The sequence below is a fragment of the Pseudomonas cedrina subsp. cedrina genome (genome assembly GCF_001983175.1).
Lineage (GTDB): Bacteria > Pseudomonadota > Gammaproteobacteria > Pseudomonadales > Pseudomonadaceae > Aquipseudomonas > Aquipseudomonas cedrina.
In genome coordinates this window covers 83,787-102,241 of sequence record NZ_MNPW01000016.1, presented here as the reverse complement: position 1 = coordinate 102,241, position 18,455 = coordinate 83,787, and the positions used below count along the sequence as shown (strand labels likewise).

The 18,455-nt window shown below is 62.9% G+C and carries 12 protein-coding genes and 1 pseudogene; 6 read left to right on the top strand and 7 right to left on the bottom strand.

Going from position 1 to position 18,455, the window contains the following annotated elements; all coding sequences use genetic code 11:
* Positions 1–829 precede the first annotated feature (829 nt).
* Both nirD and nirB read right to left on the bottom strand, forming a co-directional pair.
* Complete coding sequence (gene nirD / locus BLL36_RS26945; RefSeq protein ID WP_076954646.1) at positions 830–1,192, bottom strand: nitrite reductase small subunit NirD; 363 nt, start codon at positions 1,190–1,192, stop codon at positions 830–832.
* The gene (gene nirB / locus BLL36_RS26940; RefSeq protein WP_076954645.1) at positions 1,192–3,732 is read right to left on the bottom strand and encodes a nitrite reductase large subunit NirB; all 2,541 of its coding nucleotides are present in this window, start codon (positions 3,730–3,732) and stop codon (positions 1,192–1,194) included. The genes nirD and nirB overlap by 1 nt, the downstream gene beginning before the upstream one ends.
* 572 nt (positions 3,733–4,304) lie before the next feature.
* On the opposite strand from nirB, the gene BLL36_RS26935 reads away from it, so the two are divergent.
* The gene (locus BLL36_RS26935) at positions 4,305–8,288 is read left to right on the top strand and encodes a bifunctional nitrate reductase/sulfite reductase flavoprotein subunit alpha (RefSeq protein WP_076954644.1); all 3,984 of its coding nucleotides are present in this window, start codon (positions 4,305–4,307) and stop codon (positions 8,286–8,288) included.
* Positions 8,289–8,331: 43 nt separating this feature from the next.
* Here BLL36_RS26935 and BLL36_RS31125 read toward each other — a convergent pair whose 3' ends face one another.
* Positions 8,332–8,520 (bottom strand): hypothetical protein, encoded by a 189-nt coding sequence (locus tag BLL36_RS31125; RefSeq protein WP_162279226.1) that lies wholly within the window; start codon positions 8,518–8,520, stop codon positions 8,332–8,334.
* Between BLL36_RS31125 and BLL36_RS31810 the strand changes: the two are divergent.
* Positions 8,438–9,520 (top strand): annotated as a pseudogene (locus BLL36_RS31810) (cache domain-containing protein); the annotation flags it as partial. The gene BLL36_RS31125 and the pseudogene BLL36_RS31810 overlap by 83 nt on opposite strands.
* A gap of 87 nt (positions 9,521–9,607) precedes the next feature.
* On the top strand, positions 9,608–10,375 hold the full coding sequence (locus tag BLL36_RS31805; protein WP_370879647.1) for a methyl-accepting chemotaxis protein: 768 nt from the start codon (positions 9,608–9,610) through the stop codon (positions 10,373–10,375).
* 951 nt (positions 10,376–11,326) lie between these two features.
* On the opposite strand, the gene BLL36_RS26925 is transcribed toward BLL36_RS31805, so the two are convergent.
* Together BLL36_RS26925 and BLL36_RS26920 are read right to left on the bottom strand one after the other, a co-directional pair.
* Positions 11,327–11,806, bottom strand: coding sequence for an AAA family ATPase (locus tag BLL36_RS26925; protein WP_076954643.1), 480 nt, complete (start codon positions 11,804–11,806; stop codon positions 11,327–11,329).
* 18 nt (positions 11,807–11,824) lie between these two features.
* The gene (locus BLL36_RS26920; RefSeq protein ID WP_076954642.1) at positions 11,825–12,853 is read right to left on the bottom strand and encodes an apurinic/apyrimidinic endonuclease family protein; all 1,029 of its coding nucleotides are present in this window, start codon (positions 12,851–12,853) and stop codon (positions 11,825–11,827) included.
* 347 nt (positions 12,854–13,200) lie between these two features.
* Between BLL36_RS26920 and BLL36_RS26915 the strand changes: the two genes are divergently transcribed.
* Together BLL36_RS26915 and BLL36_RS26910 are read left to right on the top strand one after the other, a co-directional pair.
* Positions 13,201–13,626 (top strand): DUF2231 domain-containing protein, encoded by a 426-nt coding sequence (locus BLL36_RS26915; RefSeq protein ID WP_076954641.1) that lies wholly within the window; start codon positions 13,201–13,203, stop codon positions 13,624–13,626.
* A complete protein-coding gene (locus tag BLL36_RS26910) occupies positions 13,623–14,915 on the top strand; it encodes a PQQ-dependent sugar dehydrogenase (protein ID WP_076954640.1) in 1,293 nt (430 codons plus the stop codon). The genes BLL36_RS26915 and BLL36_RS26910 overlap by 4 nt, the downstream gene beginning before the upstream one ends.
* A 30-nt stretch (positions 14,916–14,945) precedes the next feature.
* On the opposite strand, the gene BLL36_RS26905 is transcribed toward BLL36_RS26910, so the two are convergent.
* On the bottom strand, positions 14,946–15,851 hold the full coding sequence (locus tag BLL36_RS26905; protein WP_076954639.1) for a LysR substrate-binding domain-containing protein: 906 nt from the start codon (positions 15,849–15,851) through the stop codon (positions 14,946–14,948).
* Between the two features lie 94 nt (positions 15,852–15,945).
* Between BLL36_RS26905 and BLL36_RS26900 the strand changes: the two genes are divergently transcribed.
* Entirely contained in the window at positions 15,946–16,923 is a 978-nt protein-coding gene (locus tag BLL36_RS26900) for a DMT family transporter (RefSeq protein WP_076954638.1), read from the top strand.
* Here BLL36_RS26900 and BLL36_RS26895 read toward each other — a convergent pair.
* Positions 16,910–18,313, bottom strand: a complete 1,404-nt coding sequence (locus BLL36_RS26895) for an MFS transporter (RefSeq protein WP_076954637.1) — start codon at positions 18,311–18,313, stop codon at positions 16,910–16,912. The two genes, BLL36_RS26900 and BLL36_RS26895, sit on opposite strands and share 14 nt — an antisense overlap.
* Between the last annotated feature and the right edge of the window lie 142 nt (positions 18,314–18,455).

The following is an 18,455-nucleotide window of genomic DNA, read 5'->3' as shown; positions in this document are numbered from 1 at the left end:
TTATTCAGTGCCTGACACTCCGCTTTCGCAGCCTCGCTAAAGCTCGACAGCTCCCACAGGGGATCGGCTGCATGGGTTGGATTTGCGGTGTGGCGGCTGGCGCAATTCGAGCCGCGCTGGGGATCAAATGTGGGAGCTGTCGAGCCCCGGCGAGGCTGCGAAGGCGGTGGCACTGCCAACTTATTCAGCGCCTGACACTCCGCTTTCGCAGCCTCGCTAAAGCTCGACAGCTCCCACAGGGGATCGGCTGCATGGGTTGGATTTGCGGTGTGGCGGCTGGCGCAATTCGAGCCGCGCTGGGGATCAATGTGGGAGCTGTCGAGCCCCGGCGAGGCTGCGAAGGCGGCGGCACTGCCAACTTATTCAACGCCTGACGCTCCGCTTTCGCAGCCTCGCTAAAGCTCGACAGCTCCCACAGGGGATCGGCTGTGGCAGGTGGAATTTGCTGTGTGGCGGCTGGCGCAATTTGAGCCGCACCGCAGCTCAACTGTGGGAGCTGTCGAGCCCCGGCGAGGCTGCGAAGGCGGTGGCACTGCCAACTTATTCAGCGCCTGACACTCCGCTTTCGCAGCCTCGCTAAAGCTCGACAGCTCCGGCTGCATGGGTTGGATTTGCGGTGTGGCGGCTGGCGCAATTCGAGCCGCGCGGGGATCAATGTGGGAGCTGTCGAGCCCCGGCGAGGCTGCGAAGGCGGCGGTACTGCCAACTTATTCAGCGCCTGACACTCCGCTTTCGCAGCCTCGCTAAAGCTCGACAGCTCCCACAGGGGATCGGCGGTGTGGGTGGAATTTGCGTTCCGGCGGCTGACGCAACTCCAGTAGATGGCGTATCACTCCATTCCAATCTCCACCACTCCACCGTTCAACCGCACCGGCCACACCCGCAGGTACTGATCCGGCGCCTCCAGGCATTGGCCGTCCTCAAGACGGTAATGCTGTTTGTAGATCGGCGCCGCCACCACCAGGTCGCCCTTGATACTGCCGACCAAGCCACGACCGATCACATTCGCTCCGGACTCCGGGTCATGGTTGTCGATGGCATACAGCGTCTGGTCTTGTGCGCCCGGCAGGTAGAACAGCGCGACTTGCGCGCCATCCAACCACACCACCACGCCGGAATTGCTCACCAGGTCCTTCTCGCTGCACACGCTTTTCCAGGTGGCCAGGTTGCGTTGAGTGTTGAGCGTGCTCATCAGGCAGTCTCCTCGATCACGGGGATCAGGTTGAGTTCGGCGGCCATGATCGGCCGGCGCTGGCCACGCTCCTGGACGAAGTGGATGTCCGGGTCGGGGCGTTTGTCGTTGACGAAGGTGCGGAAGCGCTTGAGTTTTTCCGGGTCTGCGAGGGCGTTGGCCCATTCGCATTCGTAGCGGTCGACCACCAGCTGCATCTGCGCTTCGAGTTCAGCACCCAGGCCGAGGCTGTCGTGCAGGATCACGTCCTTGAGGAAATCCAGGCCACCTTCCAGGCTTTCACGCCATACCGAGGTGCGCTGCAACTTGTCGGCGGTGCGGATGTAGAACATCAGGAAGCGATCGATGTAGCGGATCAGCGAGGCGTCGTCCAGGTCGGTGGCGAACAGCTCGGCATGGCGCGGGCGCATGCCGCCGTTGCCGGCGATGTAGAGGTTCCAGCCCTTCTCGGTGGCGATTACGCCCACGTCCTTGCTTTGGGCTTCGGCACACTCCCGGGTGCAACCCGATACCGCAAACTTGAGCTTGTGCGGCGAACGCAGGCCTTTGTAGCGGTCCTCGATCAGCAGCGCCATTTTCACGCTGTCCTGCACGCCGTAGCGGCACCAGGTGCTGCCCACGCAGGACTTTACCGTGCGCGTGGATTTGCCATAGGCGTGCCCGGTCTCGAAACCCGCCGCGATCAGCTCGCCCCAAATGTCCGGCAGTTCGTGCAGTTGCGCACCAAACAGGTCGATGCGCTGACCACCGGTGATCTTGGTATAGAGGTCGTATTTCTTCGCCACTTCGCCGATCACGATGAGTTTTTCCGCAGTGATCTCGCCGCCTGGAATACGTGGCACCACCGAGTAGGTGCCGTTCTTCTGCATGTTGGCCATGAACGTATCGTTGGTGTCCTGCAGCGGCACCAGGGACGCGTCCATGATTGGCTGGTTCCAGCACGACGCCAGGATCGAGCCGACCGCCGGCTTGCACACATCGCAACCGGTGTGCCCACGGCCGTGCTTGGCCAGCAGTTCGTCGAAGGTGATGATGCCTTCCACGCGCACCAGGGCATACAGCTCCTGGCGAGTGAAGGCGAAGTGCTCGCACAGGCTTTTGTCGACGCTGACGCCACGGGCGATCAGCTCATGCTCGAACACCTGCTTGAGCAGGCCGGCGCAGCCACCACAGCCGGTGCAGGCCTTGGTCTGGGCCTTGAGGGCGCCGAGGTCGCTGCAGCCGCCGTCGATCGCTGAGCAAATCGAGCCTTTGGTCACGTTGTGGCAGGAGCACACGGTGGCCGACTCCGGCAAGGCGCCGGGGCCGAGGGTCGGTGCGCCGCTGGACGAAGGCAGGATCAGGCTGGCCGGCTCGGGCGGCAGCGCAATGCTGTTCTGCATGTACTGCAACAGGGTGTCGTAGTAGCTGTTGTCGCCCACCAGTACCGCGCCGATCACATGCTTGCCTGATGCATCGACCACCAGGCGCCGGTAGCTGGCGCTGGCTTCGTCGATAAACTGGTAGCTGCGCGCGCCCGGTGTGTGGCCGTGAGCGTCGCCGATGGAGCCTACGTCCACGCCGAGCAATTTGAGCTTGGTGGACATGTCGGCGCCAACAAACGGCTCGGCGGTTTGCTCGCAGAGCAGCGCAGCGACGCCGCGGGCCATCTGGTAGCCCGGCGCGACCAGGCCGAACAGGCTGCCGTTCCAGGACGCGCACTCGCCAATCGCGTAGATATTCGGGTCGATGCTCAGGCATTCGTCATTGATGACCACGCCGCCGCGCGGGCCGATGTCCAGGCCGGCCTGACGCGCCAACGCATCCTGGGCGCGGATACCGGCGGAGAACACGACCAGGTCGGTTTCGAGAAATTCCTCATTGGCAAAGTTCATGCGGTAGCGGTACTGCTCGCCCGCGCTGATCGACTGGGTCGCCCGCGACAAATGCACGCCCACGCCCAGCCGCTCGATCTGCGCCTTGAGCGCCAGGCCGCCGAAGTCGTCCAGTTGCACCGGCATCAAGCGCGGCGCGAATTCCACTACGTGCGCTTCAAGGCCCAGGCTCTTCAGCGCGTTGGCGGCTTCCAGACCCAGCAGGCCACCGCCCACCACCACACCGCGCCGGGCATTGGCGGCCGCTTTGCGAATCGCGTCCAGGTCCTCAAGCGTGCGATACACCAACCGCGAATCGCCCTCGGCGCCTTCAATGGGCGGCACAAAGGGATAGGAACCGGTGGCCAGCACCAGCTTGTCATAGGCCACGCAGCCCTCGGCGGTGATCACCTCGCAGCGGCCGCGGTCGATCTCCAGCACCGGCACGCCGAGGTGCAAGGTCACCCCTGGGGTCTGGTACAACGAGGCTTCGGACAGTGCCAGCGACTCGGCATCGCGGCCGGTGAAATACTCGGACAGATGCACCCGGTCATAGGCGCGCATCGGCTCCTCGCTGAACACGTGCAAGCGGTAGTGATCCAGCGCACCGCGTTCGATCAGCTGCGCCACACAGTGGTGGCCGACCATGCCATTGCCGACGACGATCAGGGTTTTGAGACTGTTCATATAAAGCACCCGACAAAGCTCATCACGGTTTAAAAAAGCAAAAAAAAACGCCTGAAACCTTTCGGTTCCAGGCGCCTTTGCCTGTTCTTATGCAGGTTGGGACCGGGCGACTGCGCCGGATCCACCGCTATTGCCCAAGGTGTCGATCGTCGTTGACCGAAGTGGGTTGAGGGGGAGCTTGCAGGGTCTGTGCCAAATACTGGCACTGCCCATTGCAACGGCCTCTGGCGCCAATCGAAGGAGCCAGACATTTCCTCCTGCGCCTCCCGTTGGTGCGCCACGCTTCATAAATGTGCATGTAGTGAGCGGGCTTGCCCCGCGCTGGGGGGCGAAGCCGCCCCAATCGGACCGCTGCGGTGTGTCATTTGAAATTGGGGTGACTGGTTTGGGGCCGCTGCGCAGCCCAGCGCGGGACAAGCCCGCTCACTACAGGGTCGAACCTGGCGCGTGATTTGCTAGGAAGATTCAAACCAAGCAGTCAACGCTGACTGCCTCTCACGACAAAGGCGCCGTGTAATCCCCGTGTTCAACGGAGGGTTGCAAGGCGCCTTTTTTGTTTACACAGGTGATTGATGGCAAACCAGAGCGTACGCAGCGTGTGTCCCTATTGTGGCGTGGGCTGCGGCATCGTCATGCAGGTCGAACACAATAAAGTGGTGAAGGTGACCGGCGACAAGGACCACCCCACCAACTTCGGCCGCCTGTGCACCAAGGGCACCACCTGCGGGCAAGCCATCGCCGAGTCCGGTCGCATGGAGCACGCCTATGTGCGCCAGGCCCGGGACCACGACCCGGTGCGCATCGCCATGGACAAGGCCATCAGCGAAACCGCCGGCCGCCTGCGCCACGTCCTCGACACGCACGGGCCGGATGCGTTGGCCTTCTACGTGTCGGGCCAGATGTCGCTGGAATCCCAATACCTGATCAACAAACTGGCCAAGGGCTTCGTGCGCACCGCCAATATCGAGTCCAACTCGCGCCTGTGCATGGCCAGCGCCGGCAGCGGCTACAAACTGTCCCTGGGCTCCGACGGCCCGCCGGGATCCTATGAGGATTTCGACCGCGCCGACCTGTTCTTCGTGATCGGCGCCAACATGGCCGACTGTCACCCGATCCTGTTCCTGCGCATGATGGACCGGGTCAAGGCCGGCGCGAAACTGATCGTGGTAGACCCCCGGCGCAGCGCCACGGCAGACAAGGCCAACCTGTTCCTGCCGATAAAACCGGGCACCGACCTGGCCTTGCTCAACGGCCTGTTGCACCTGCTGGTGAAAAGCGGCCATACCGACCCGGCCTTTATCGCCGCCTTTACCGAAGGCTGGGAGGCCATGCCGGCGTTTTTGGAAGACTACGCGCCCCAGCGGGTCGCCGCCATCACCGGCCTGGCCGAGGCCGATATCCGCCAGGCCGCCGACTGGATCGGCCAGGCCGCCGAGTGGATGAGCTGCTGGACCATGGGCCTCAACCAGAGCACCCACGGCACTTGGAACACCAACGCCCTGTGCAACCTGCACCTGGCCACCGGCGCCATTTGCCGGCCTGGCAGCGGGCCGTTTTCCCTCACGGGCCAACCCAACGCCATGGGCGGTCGCGAAATGGGTTATATGGGCCCGGGCCTGCCGGGGCAACGCTCGGTGTTGGTCGAGGCGGACCGTGCCTTTATCGAGGACCTGTGGCAGATCCCCCACGACAGCCTGCCGCGCAAGGCCGGCGACGGTACCGTGGCGATGTTCGAGCAGATGGCTGCCGGGCAGATCAAGGCCTGCTGGATCATCTGCACCAACCCAGTGGCCAGCGTGCCCAACCGGCAGACCGTTATTAAAGGCCTGCAAGCCGCCGAATTGGTGATCGCCCAGGATGCCTTCCTCGACACCGAGACCAACCGCTACGCCGACATTCTGCTGCCCGGCGCGCTATGGGCCGAGGCCGAAGGGGTGATGATCAACTCCGAGCGCAACCTGACCCTGATGCAAAAGGCCGTCGACGCCCCCGGCGAGACCTTGCCCGACTGGCAGATAATCGCCAGGGTCGCGTGTGAGATGGGCTTTGCCGAGGCCTTCACCTACACCTGCGCAGCCGAGGTGTTTGAAGAAATCAAACGCGCCTGGAACCCCACGACCGGCTACGACATCCGCGGCGCAAGCTACCGGCGCCTGCGCGAAAAGCCGCTGCAATGGCCCTGCGCATCTGTCGACACAGCGGACCGTAACCCGATCCGCTACGTAAAGAACGGCACCCTCAGCTTCGCCACCGAAAACGGCAAAGGCCGGTTCTTCGCCCGCCCCCATATGCCGCCGACGGAGATGCCCGATGACGCATTCCCCTTCGTGCTCAACACCGGGCGCGTGCAGCACCAATGGCACACGATGACCAAGACCGGCAAGGTCGCCACGCTGAATAAACTCAACCCCGGCCCGTTCGTGGAACTGCACCCCGAAGACGCCGCGCGCCTGGGCATCAAGGACAAGGACGCCGTGGAAGTGCGCTCCCAGCGTGGCCGCGCCGTGCTGCCTGCCGTGGTCACCAACCGGGTGCGGCCCGGCAACTGTTTTGCACCTTTCCATTGGAATGATGTGTTCGGCGAACACCTGGCGATAAACGCCGTGACCCATGACGCCGTCGACCCGATTTCGTTGCAGCCCGGGTTCAAGTTCTGCGCTGTTTCCCTGGCGCGGGTTGAACTGATCGAACACCAGTTGCTGGACCTTCCCGCCCCTCTACCAGAGGAACTCGCCATGTCGCGCCTTGACGCTTTCGCCGACATCGCCGGCCTGCGCAATGTGCCGCCGCCTCAGTTGAGCGACGGCGAGCGCACTTACCTCGCCGGTTTTCTCAGTGGCTTGCAGTCCAGTGCCGCGCGTCAGGACGACGGCGTGCCGACGCTGCCGGCGAATGCGCCGCTGGCCCGGGAGTCGCGCTTGTGGCTGGACGGCTTGCTCGGCGGCTTGTTCAGCCGTGCGCAAACCATGGCAACGCCCTCCCCGGCCGTTACCCTGCTGTGGGCGTCGCAGACCGGCAATGCCGAGGCCCTGGCCGAGCGGTTTGCCAAGCGTCTGCGCGAGGCCGGCATCAGCGTGGAGCTGAGTGCGATGTCGGATTTCCCCGCAAGCAAACTGGCGAGCACCCACACGCTGGCGCTGATCAGCAGCACCTTTGGCGACGGCGACCCGCCGGACAATGGCGAGGGCTTCTGGCACAGCCTCAGCACCGCCGAGACACGCCTGGAGTCGCTGCGCTTTGCGGTGCTGGCCTTGGGCGATCCGAATTACGACCAGTTCTGCAACCACGGCAAGCGGCTCGACCAGCGCCTGCTGGAACTGGGCGCCACCCGCCTGTTGGAGCGCGTCGACTGCGACACCGAATTCGAAGCCCCCGCCGACGCCTGGCTGGTGCGGTTCCAGCAGAGCCTCAACCCGGCAAAGTCCATGGCGCCCGCCATGCCCGCCACGCCTGCCGGTAAAACCAAGCTGTACGGCTCGCGCCTGCTGCTCAACCGTCACCTGAACCCGCAAAGCCCGCACAAGGAAACCCGTCAGTTCGCCCTGGACCTGGCCGACTCCGGGCTGAGCTATGAAGCCGGTGATGCCCTGGGTGTCAGGCCACGCAACTGCCCCGAGCTGGTCAGCGAATTGCTCGAACTGACGCGCCTGGATGCCAGTACCTGCGTGAACATCGATACCTTCGGCGACGTACCTCTGCAACAGGCGCTCACCCAACACTTCGAAATCGCCCGCCCCAGCAGCGATACCTTGACCTTCATCGCCGAGCGCAGCGCCGATCCAGGCCTCAAGCATTTGCTCAACCCCGAGCACAAGGCCGAACTGAATGAGTGGTTATGGGGCCGGCAATTGGCGGATGTATTGCAGCAATACCCCATCGAGTGCTCGGCGGACGAACTGCTGGGCACCCTCAGGCGCCTGCAACCGCGCTTGTATTCCATCGCATCGAGCGCCAAGGCCTTCCCGCGGGAAGTGCACCTCACCGTGGCCGCCGTGCGTTATGGCAAGCGTAAAGGCGTGTCCTCGACCTTCCTCGCCGACCGGGTCGGCGACGGCGAAGTGCCGCTGTTCGTGCAGCCGTCCAAGCACTTCCGCGCACCAAGCGACGGCGATGTGCCGATGATCATGATCGGCCCCGGCACGGGCATCGCCCCCTTCCGTGCGTTCTTGCAGGAACGTCGCGCCCTGGGGCATCAGGGCCGCAACTGGCTGTTTTTTGGCGAACAACACGCGGCCAGTGACTTCTACTACAAGGACGAGTTGCAAGGCATGCAACAGGATGGCCTGCTCACCCACTTGAGCCTGGCGTTCTCCCGCGACCAGGCGCAGAAGGTCTACGTGCAGGACCGCATCCGCGAACAGGGTGCGCAGCTCTGGGGTTGGTTACAGGATGGCGCCAAGCTGTATATCTGCGGCGATGCGAGCCATATGGCCAAAGACGTCGACCAGGCCCTGCGGCACGTCGCGCAAACCCACGGCGGGCTTGGCGTTGAAGGCGCCGTGGAGTACTGGCGCCAGTTGAGCGAGCAGAAACGTTATCTGCGTGATGTGTACTGATTGGATACAGAACAATCGCAATTTGTATTGTGTACAAAAAACCCTAAAGGTTTCTCGAAGCCGGGCCGAAACACAGTGATAGCAAATCGCCGTAGCGCCTACTAGTGAGCACGACGATTTGGCCGCCCTTCACGCTGATGGTCGTCTTGATGAAAATAAAAAATAAGCTGGTGCTGGCATTTGTCTCTGTTGCTTTTATACCGGTGAGCCTTGTGGCCGTGATCTCGGTCATGAACACACGCACCCAGGCGGTGGATCAGTTTATCGATGGCAGCACCCGGGAAATCCGCCAGATCGACGGCAACATCCGCCAGTTCTTCGATGGCACGCTGCAAAACGTCGATCAAATGGCCACCGATCCTGTATACACGTCGATTAACACACTCAAGAACTATCAGCCCGCCGATGCGGCCAGCCAGCCGATGCCTGCCGAAGCCCAAGCGGTGATCGAGCGTTTCGCGCGCTTTGGCGCCACCCATCCGGCGGCGGCCATCCTGTCGATCGGGCTGGAAGACGGCACCTACGCCAAGTGGCCGGATGACCCGCAACTGGCCAAGTACGACCCGCGCACCCGGCCCTGGTACAAGGCGGCAATGGCCAGCCCCGGCAAGACCGTGCGCACGCCCGCCTATTACTATGACAAAGACGACGTGGCGTTGGTCGGTACCGCCCGGGCGCTGTTGGAAAACGGCAAGGCCAAGGGCGTGTTCGTGGTCAGCGTCTCGCTGAAAAACCTCACCGAACTGGTCAAGAGCATCAAGCTGGGAGAAAGCGGTTACGTGATGCTGATCGAAGACGGCGTGGTGCTGGTTGACCCGCGTGACGCAGCCCACGGTTTCAAGCCGCTCAAGGACCTGGGCGCGCCGTATGCGCACCTGGCCGACACACCCCAGGGCTCCACCGAAGTGGTGATCGATGGCGTGCGCTATATGGCCAACGTATGGACCTCGCCCGGCCTGGGCTGGCGCTATATCGGGCTGATCGAACAGCGCGAAGTCATGGCCGAAGCCACACGCATGACCTACCTCACCGCCATTATCGTGGGCGTCCTGGTGCTGATTTTCGGGCTGATCGCGGCGGCGTTTTCCAAGGTCATCGTCAAGCCCATCGGCCAGGTCAGCACCGGCTTGCAATCCATCGCCGAGGGCGAAGGTGATCTGCGCCGCGAACTGCAAGTGCAAGGCAAGGATGAAACCGCCGAACTGGCCGGCTGGTTCAACAAGTTCCTGGCGGCGATTCGTCAGCTGATCCAGCATATCGGCGCGGCCTCGGCCAATTTGCACAACGCTTCCAAGGTCAACAGCGAAGTGGCGCACAACATGAACGAGGCCGCGGGCCGACAACGCGAAGCGGTGGAGCTGGTGTCCACGGCGTTCAACGAAATGGTCGCTACCGCCAACGAGGTGGCACGTTCCTGCAGCGGCGCGGCAGAGTCCGCCGAAAACGGGCACCGTCGCGTGGCCGAGGGCAAGCAGCAGATCGAAGTCACCACCGACAACGTCAACCGCCTGGGGCGCCGCCTGACCGAGTCGTCCGAGGCCATGGCTGAACTGGAGGCTGGCAGTCGCAGTATCAACCAGATCATCGGCACCATCCGCGCGATTGCCGAACAGACCAACCTCCTGGCGCTCAACGCCGCCATCGAGGCCGCCCGCGCCGGTGACCAGGGCCGCGGGTTTGCCGTCGTGGCCGACGAGGTTCGTGCGCTGGCCAAGCGCACCTCGGACTCTACCGGCGAAATCGAGCAGTTGCTTGGAACCCTTGGCAGCAAGACCGAGGAAGTCACGCAAAAAATGGGCAGTTGCCTGGACCTGTCGCGGGCCAGCGTCGCCTCCATCGAGAGCGCACGCGACAGCTTTGAAGGCATACAGACGTCGGTCAACGAGATCCGCGACCAGAACCTGCAGATATCCGCCGCCGCCGAGGAACAACACAGCGTGGCCGAAGAGATCAACCGCCATATCCAGCAGATCTACGACGAAGCGCGGCTGGTGGAAAGCCTGGCCCACTCGGCGCAGGACGACTCGGGGCGGTTGTCGGACCTGTCGGATGAATTGAATGGGTTGGTGGGGCGGTTCAAGTCGTAGCCGAGGTTTTTCGATGGCCTGACACACCGCTATCGTTGCCTCGCTAAGGCGGCGGCATTGCTGGCATTTTCGTCGCCTGACACTCCGCTTTCGCAGCCTCGCTAAAGCTCGACAGCTCCCACAGGGGATCGGCTTTTGTCGGTTGGATTTGCGGTGTGGCGACTGGCGCCCTTTTCAGCAGCACCGCAGCTCAACTGTGGGAGCTGTCGAGCCCCAGCGAGGCTGCGAAGGCGGCGACATTGCTGGCATCTTCATCGCCTGACCCACCGCTATCGCAGCCTCGCTAAAGCTCGACAGCTCCCAAAGGGGATCGGCGATGTTAGTTAGATGTGCGGTGCATCGGCGGGCGCAATGTCAGCATCACAGCAGCTCAACTGTGGGAGCTGTCGAGCCCCGGCGAGGCTGCGAAAGCGGCGGCATTGCTGGCATTTTCGTCGCCTGACACTCCGCTTTCGCAGCCTCGCTAAAGCTCGACAGCTCCTACAGGGGATCGGTTTTTGTCGGTTGGATTTGCGGTGTAGCGACTGTCGCCCTTTTCAGCAGCACCGCAGCTCAACTGTGGGAGCTGTCGAGCCCCGGCGAGGCTGCGAAGGCGGCGGCATTGCTGGCATATTCATCGCCTGACCCACCGCTTTCGCAGCCTCGCTAAAGCTCGACAGCTCCCACAGGGAATCGGCTGTGTGGGTTGGATTTGCGGTCTAGCGACTGGCCCAATTTGAGCCACACCGCAGCTCAACCGTGGGAGGCCCCTCCAGATCCTTGGTTTGGCGCTGTCGCGCAGCAAGCCAGGTCTCTGTGGCGAGCGGGCTTGCCCCGCGTTGGGCTGCGCAGCGGCCCCAAAACCCGGCGCAGAGGAGTCTCTGATAGACCGCGTTCGTCTTCACTGGGGCTGCTGCGCAGCCCAACGCGGGGCAAGCCCGCTCGCCACAGGAATCGGTTCTAGGTGGGCGCTCAAGGCCGATACACCTCAATCACCAACCCCTCCTCCTCACCGGGTGCACAAAAATGCCGCGTGATCAGGTCAAACTCGGCATCCGTCGCCGCAAAGTCGTGTTCACCTTGCGCATTGCGCGCGTGCAGGCGGGCGCGGCAGGTGGCGTCGTCCAGTTCCAGGTAGTGCAGGCGGTGCGGTACGCCCGCCGTCCGTGCCAGGCCCACCAGCCAGGTGCGATTGGCCAGGGTGTTGGCCGGGAAATCCAGCACCACATTGACGCCTGCGGCCAGCATATCTATCACCAGCGGCTCCAGCACCCCGCGAATGCGTTGAGCGCAGCGCAGGTAATCGGGCACTGACGCGATCTCACCGGGGTATAGCCGCGCGAGCCACTGGTCCTCACTGAGCACCACTGCGCTGTGTTGCACGCCGAGGTGCTTGGCGAGCGTGGATTTGCCCGAGGCGATCTTGCCGCACAGCAGGTGCAGGGTCGGCATGGGTGAAGGCTCCTTTCTCTAGATTGAACGGCGCTTGAAATGCTCATAAAACGCCAGCGCCGCCACGTTCTTGTCCTTGGCTTCGAGCATGATGTCGAAGCGATCGAAAAACTGCAGCGCGTAGTCATTGGTCCAACGGTTCCACATCTGCGCACTGTGAGCATACAGATCGCGCTTGGAGACCACCTGCAACAGCGCCTCCATTTCCAGCTTTTGCTCGGCATTGAACCCCAGTTCCTGCAAGACTTCCTGCGGCTGCGAGTAGTGCATGGTCGGGCGCACGCCGCGCCAGCTTTCAATCACACGGGCAACCCGTTCGGAATCGGGAGCGATGTAGTCGTTTTCATTGATCCAGCAATGGTGGATGTCCAGCACCACCGGCGCCAGGTCAGCCATTTGCAGGCAGTAATCGAGGCCGTAGGTCTTCTCGTCGTTCTCGAAGGTGATGCAATTGCGCGCCACCTCCGACAGGCGCGACCACACTGCGCGGGTACCTTCCACACCCAGGCGGCCGGCGATGTGCACGTTGCACTTGAGGTCCTGGAAGCGTCGGCCGTAGCCCATCATGCGGATCATGTCGGCATGGTATTCGAACTCGGCCAGGCTGTTTTCCACCACGCCAGGGTTTTCCGAACCGAGCACGCAGTACTGGCCAGGGTGGAATGACAGGCGAATATCCGACGCGCGTGCCAGCTCGCCGATGGCGGCGAAACCTTGCGCCAACTGACGTTCGATGGCGGGGTCTTTGTACACGGCGGCGACTTTCGGGTGGCTGTAGAACGGCAGCAGATCGCTGCTCAAGCGCAGCATGCGCAAGGTCGGCGGCAGTTCAGCCACATAGGCCAACAGGCGCAGTTGGGCGGCCAGGTTATGGGTGACCACCTCCACCAGCTTGTCGCGGGCGACTTGCGCGGTGACTCCGTCCATCCAGCGCAGGGTGGTGGTACGCGGGTTGAACGGGCCTTCGATCAGCTTCAGGGCGCCGGTCGACAGCAGGCGTTCGGGATGCTTGTACTGGCATGCAAAGCCGATGCGGGGATGGGTCATTGGGGGGGCCTGATGGTGGGCAATTGTGGGGATGATAAAGGCTTAGGCGCCCAACCCGGCCAGGGGTTCACTGCTCAACCACAGAGGCGATAGGTAGTGAGCGGGCTTGTCCCGCGCTGGGTGGCGAAGCCGCCCCAATAAAGACACCACGGAGCTCCAGACAGAACGAGTCGCCTGGTTTGGGGCCGCTTCGCAGCCCAGCGCGGGGCAAGCCCGCTCACTACAAGTTGTGCTGACACAACGGCCCAATAACATCCCGACACGAAAGCCAATGAACTTTCTGACAAAACGTACGCTCCTTTCCTATGCACTTCCCTGTGCATCGTCAATAAGGAGTCGCCCTTCACATGACTACCCTCCCCACCTACTATCCGACAAGGCCCGGTGCGCTGCATGCAATCTTGCTTGCCGGCAGCGTCCCGTTGTTTCTGGGCGCCCTGCTCAGTGACATTGCCTACGGCCAGACCTACCAGATTCAATGGGCCAACTTCGCGTCCTGGCTGATTGCGGGCGCGTTGGTATTCAGTGGATTCGCGCTGTTGTTCGCGCTGGTCAATCTGCTTCGCGCCGAGCGTAAATCCGGGCGACCGGCTGCGTATTTCCTGCTGTTGCTCGCCGCCTGGGTACTGGGCCTGGTCAATGCCTTCCAGCATGCCAAGGATGCCTTCGCGATGATGCCTGCGGGCCTGGTGCTCTCGGCTATCGTTACGCTGCTGGCATTGGTTGCCGCATGGATCGGCCTGACTAACCTGCGCTCGGGAGCCGCCCAATGAAAACGTCCAGCACACTGACCCTGTTAAGTGCCGCCCTGTTGCTGACCGCCTGCGGTGGCGAAGGTGACAAGACCCAGGCGCGTGGCCCCGACCCCAAGTTGCCGGAGCAACAAAGCAGCCTGTTGCCGAGCATGAAGATTGCCGAGCCCGCGCCCTGGGGCGAGCAGAAACCCAAGGTACCGGAAGGCTACAGCATCAGCGCAATCGCCACTGACCTCGCCATCCCGCGCCAGACCCTGGTACTGCCCAATGGCGACATCCTGGTGGCCGAAGGCCGTGGCGGCAGCGCGGCCAAGCTCAAGCCCAAGGATGTGATCGCCAGCCTGATCAAGGCCGAGGGCAACACCAAGGTCAAGGGCGGCAACCGCCTGACGTTGCTGCGCGACGCCGACGGTGATGGCACCTACGAACTCAAGACAGTCTTCGCCGACAACCTCAACGCGCCGTACGGCCTGGCGTTCGCCAACGGTAAACTTTACGTGGCCAACCAGGACGCCTTGGTGAGCTTTGACTATGCCGACGGCCAGACCAAGGCCGCCGGCCCGGCCACCAAGGTCACCGACCTGCCGGCGCAGATCAATCACCACTGGACCAAGTCTCTCGCGGTGAGCGAAGACGGCAGCCAGCTCTATGTGGGGATCGGCTCCAACAGCAATGTCACCGAGCGTGGCATGGAAGTCGAGATCGACCGCGCCATGGTCTGGCAGATCGATGCCGCGACCGGCGCGCACAAACCCTACGCCACCGGCCTGCGCAACCCTACGGCGCTGACCATTCAGCCGGGTTCCGGGCAACTGTGGACGGTGGTCAACGAGCGTGACGAACTGGGCCCCGACCTGGTGCCGGACTACCTGACGTCCGTGCGTGAAGGCGCATTCTATGGCTGGCCCTACAGCTATTGGGGCCAGAACGTCGACCCGCGTGCACAGCCGCAGAACCCGGCCAAAGTCGCCGCCGCGATCAAGCCGGATTACAGCTTGGGTTCCCACGTTGCGGCATTGGGCGTGGACTTCTCCATCCCGCAAATGGGCGAGAAGTTTGCCGACGGCGTCTTCGTTGGCGAGCACGGCAGTTGGAACCGCGACAACCCCGTGGGCTACAAGGTGATCTTCGTGCCCTTCAGCAACGGCAAGCCCTCCGGTGAGCCCGTCGATTTTGCCACCGGCTTTCGCGGTGACGACGGCAAGACCCGTGGGCGCCCGGTGGGCGTGACGGTGGACCCGAAAGGCGCGTTGATCATCGCCGATGACCTGGCCAACACCGTTTGGCGGGTAACGCGTAACCAGTAACCGTGCACGACAGGGGCGACAAAGCCCCTGTCACTCCTCCTGCAGTTGTGCCTTGAGCCAGGCGAGCAACGCCGCCACTTCCTCCCGCCGCCCCGCCGCCTGATGCCGGTAAACCGAGATAGCCTCGGGCAAGCGCACGCTCTCTGCGCACGGCCTCACCAGCGCTCCCATTTGCATCAAGCGGCTCGCGGTGCGACGCCAGCCCATGGCAATCCCATGTCCCTCCACGGCGGCCTGCAACATCAGTGGGTAGCTGTCGAACGTCGCGCTGCGCGCGTCCTCGGGCAATGTCTGGCCAAATACCTGCAACCACTCCTCCCACTCCATCAGGTGCGGCGGCGCAGCGCTGTGGTGCAGGAGCGTCTGGCGTTGCAACCCGCTCAAGGGCAGCGGTTCGCCCAAGCTGAGGTAGGCCGGGCTGCACACCGGAAAGACGTCGTCCGAAGCGGTGAATATCAGGGGGTGAGCCCCGCTGGCGCGCCGCGTGCTTTGCAGGGCTACGTCAAAGGGGTCGTTGAATTCAGTCAATGGCCGGGTGGTGGTCACCACCTGGATCTCGATATGCGGGCATTGCTGGTGAAAGGTCGATAGGCGCGGCATCAGCCAATAAAACGCTTCACACAACTGGCACAGCAACACCACCCGGTGGCTGTTGCGTGTCGCACGCAGGCTGGCGGCACTTTCACCGATGCGGTGCAACGCTGCGCTGACCACACCTGCCAGTTCGCGCCCTTGCGGCGTGAGAAACACGGCGCGATTACGCCGCACAAACAGCTTGACCCCCAGGTCGTCCTCGAGCCCGCGGATCTGCCGGCTGATTGCGGCCTGGGTGATATGCAGTTCATCGGCCGCCTTGGAAAAACTCTCCAGGCGCGCCGCCGATTCAAAGGGCAGCAAACTGGCCAGGGGCGGTAAGGTTTTGCCGAGCTCATTCATAATCAGCGGTTATGCATCCAGGGCCGAGAACTCGTTTGTAGCACAGCCGCGCGGCCACGCACCATGGCTGTCGATTACCGGATGGAGTACGCAAATGAACCCGGCAGCTGTCTCACTGTTTCTCGGCCTGCTGTATGCGCTGGTGGCAACCCTGGGCTGGGCGCTCAACTTCATCACGCCCTACGTCACCGGCCCCTATAGCCTCTACGACCTGATGATGGTGCGATTCCTGTTCGTAGGTGTGCTGGGCATCGGCGGGCTCATCCTTTGTCGCGCTCGGTTGCCGCTGATTACACCAGGCCGCCGGTTACTCGCCGCAGGCCTGGGAGCGCTGGGTTGCCTGGGTTACGGCGTATGCATCGCCGCTGGCGTGCACCTGGCAGGGCCGGTACTCACGCCGGCGATGGTCGGGATGGTGCCGCTGTTGCTCGCCTTGCTGGGCAATGCCCACCACAAGACCGTCGAATGGCGCCGGCTGATCGCGCCTTTGTCGTGCCTGCTGGTGGGGTTGCTGCTGGCGAACCTCGGCAGCCTCTATCAACCGGCGTTGAACCCGGGCGCCTGGCTGGCGGGGCTCTTGTGTTCGTTGGGGGCCGTTGCTCTATGGTTGCTGTTCAGCATGCTCAATCAACAGCACCTGGACCGGTTGCCGGTTCAGGCGACCGGAGCATGGACCGCGCTGATGCTGGTGGGCGCCGGTGTGGCCGCGCTTTGCCTGTTGCCGCCGTTGCTGGCCCTTGGGCTGCTGAGGCTGCCGGTCCTCGGTGTCGGGGTTGAACAGGCGGCGCCGCTGTTTGCCTGGAGCCTGGTGATAGCGCTGATGTCGACCGTGGTCGGCGCCTGGGCCTGGAACGCCGCGACGCGGCGTCTGCCCATGGTGCTCAGTGGTCAGTTGATCGCCCTTGAATCCGTGTTCGCCAGCCTGCTCGGCCTGGCGTTCGAAGGCCGCGGCCCGACGCCGATGGAAGCGGCGGGCCTGGCGACGGTACTGATCGGCGTGGCCCTGGCAGTGCGAATCATCCTGGCAGGCAGGCCTGGCGCCGACCTGCCCGTGCCAATTACAGGTCGGTGATTTCCTTGTGACGCGGCACCAGTGCCTTCATCACGCTCCAGGCCACCAAATAGGCCAGCGCACAAATCGCAAACATGATCATGTAGCCGGTGTGGATGTCGTTGATGGACTTGTAGTAGTCGAACACCCAGCCGCCGATCTTGGTCATCACCACGCCGCCCAGGCCGCCGGCCATGCCGCCGATGCCGACCACCGAAGCCACGGTCTTCTGCGGGAACATATCGGACACGGTGGTGAAGATGTTGCACGACCACGCCTGGTGCGCCGATGCGCCCACGCCGATCAGCAATACCGGCACCCAGAAGCTGATGTAGCCCAAAGGCTGCGCCAGCAATACCACCAGCGGGAACAGCGCGATCACCAGCATGGCTTTCATGCGGCCATCATAGGGGGCATCCCCGCGCGCCATGAAGTAGCTGGGGAACCAGCCGCCGCCGATGCTGCCCACCATGGTCATGCTGTACAGCACCGCCAGCGGCAGCACGATATCGGGGCCTTTCATGCCGTATTGCGCCGACAGGTAGGTGGGCAGCCAGAACAGGAAGAACCACCACACGCCGTCCGTCATGAACTTGCCGAAGGCAAACGCCCAGGTCTGGCGGTAGGTGAGCAATTTGAACCATGAGACTTTTTTCTCCACCGCGCCAACTGGCGTGGGAGTGAAGGGCTGCACGGTCTGGTCGCTGCGGATATAGGCCAGCTCTTCGGCGGACAGGCGCGGTTGCTCGTCCGGCTTCTTATAGAGCGCGATCCACACCGCGACCCACACGAAACCCAAACCACCGATCACGATGAACGCCGCTTCCCACCCCCACAGACCGGCAATCAACGGCACGCAGATAGGCGCCAGGATTGCGCCGACGTTGGCACCGGAGTTGAAGATCCCGGTGGCCAACGAGCGTTCCTTCTTGGGGAAATATTCAGCGGTGGCCTTGATCGCGATGGGGAAGTTGCCCGCCTCGCCAATCGCCAGCACCGCGCGGGACAGCATGAAACCGGCAATCGACACGGGTATCACCGCCAGGCCGATCGCACCGCTGATGGCGGCGATGCCCTCGCCCATCGGCACCGAGAACGCATGCATGATGGCGCCCGTGGACCAGATGCCAATCGCCACCACATAGGCGGCCTTGGTGCCGATCTTGTCGACAAAACGCCCGGCGAACAGCATGGAAATGGCGTAGACAAACTGGAACACCGCGGCAATGTTGGCGTAGTCGGTGTTGCTCCAGCCAAATTGCGTCGACAGTTGCGGCGCCAGCAAGCTGAGCACCTGGCGGTCAAGGTAGTTGACGGTAGTTGCGAAAAACAGCATCGCGCAGATGGTCCAGCGATAGTTGCCTACAGCTTGACCAACGCGATGAGCGTGGATGGGCTCGATCAGATTCATGGCATCACTTTTTATTTTTGTTAGATAGGACATATGTAACGACATATGTCGTCGTACAACTGCCGCTTTTATATCGGGACGCCTGAACGCTGTCAATCTGAAGATTGCGCTTTATCGAGCTATTGCGAGGTTATGTGACGTA

Excerpts from the sequence above, each read along its gene's own strand:
- nirD (WP_076954646.1), bottom strand. The coding sequence starts at position 1,192 with ATGAGCACGCTCAACACTCAACGCAACCTGGCCACCTGGAAAAGCGTG.
- BLL36_RS26910 (WP_076954640.1), top strand. The coding sequence starts at position 13,623 with ATGAAAACGTCCAGCACACTGACCCTGTTAAGTGCCGCCCTGTTGCTG.
- BLL36_RS31805 (WP_370879647.1), top strand. The coding sequence starts at position 9,608 with ATGAACGAGGCCGCGGGCCGACAACGCGAAGCGGTGGAGCTGGTGTCC.
- BLL36_RS31125 (WP_162279226.1), bottom strand. The coding sequence starts at position 8,520 with ATGACCGAGATCACGGCCACAAGGCTCACCGGTATAAAAGCAACAGAG.
- BLL36_RS26915 (WP_076954641.1), top strand. The coding sequence starts at position 13,201 with ATGACTACCCTCCCCACCTACTATCCGACAAGGCCCGGTGCGCTGCAT.
- nirB (WP_076954645.1), bottom strand. The coding sequence starts at position 3,732 with ATGAACAGTCTCAAAACCCTGATCGTCGTCGGCAATGGCATGGTCGGC.
- BLL36_RS26895 (WP_076954637.1), bottom strand. The coding sequence starts at position 18,313 with ATGAATCTGATCGAGCCCATCCACGCTCATCGCGTTGGTCAAGCTGTA.
- BLL36_RS26920 (WP_076954642.1), bottom strand. The coding sequence starts at position 12,853 with ATGACCCATCCCCGCATCGGCTTTGCATGCCAGTACAAGCATCCCGAA.
- BLL36_RS26925 (WP_076954643.1), bottom strand. The coding sequence starts at position 11,806 with ATGCCGACCCTGCACCTGCTGTGCGGCAAGATCGCCTCGGGCAAATCC.
- BLL36_RS26905 (WP_076954639.1), bottom strand. The coding sequence starts at position 15,851 with ATGAATGAGCTCGGCAAAACCTTACCGCCCCTGGCCAGTTTGCTGCCC.
- BLL36_RS26935 (WP_076954644.1), top strand. The coding sequence starts at position 4,305 with ATGGCAAACCAGAGCGTACGCAGCGTGTGTCCCTATTGTGGCGTGGGC.
- BLL36_RS26900 (WP_076954638.1), top strand. The coding sequence starts at position 15,946 with ATGAACCCGGCAGCTGTCTCACTGTTTCTCGGCCTGCTGTATGCGCTG.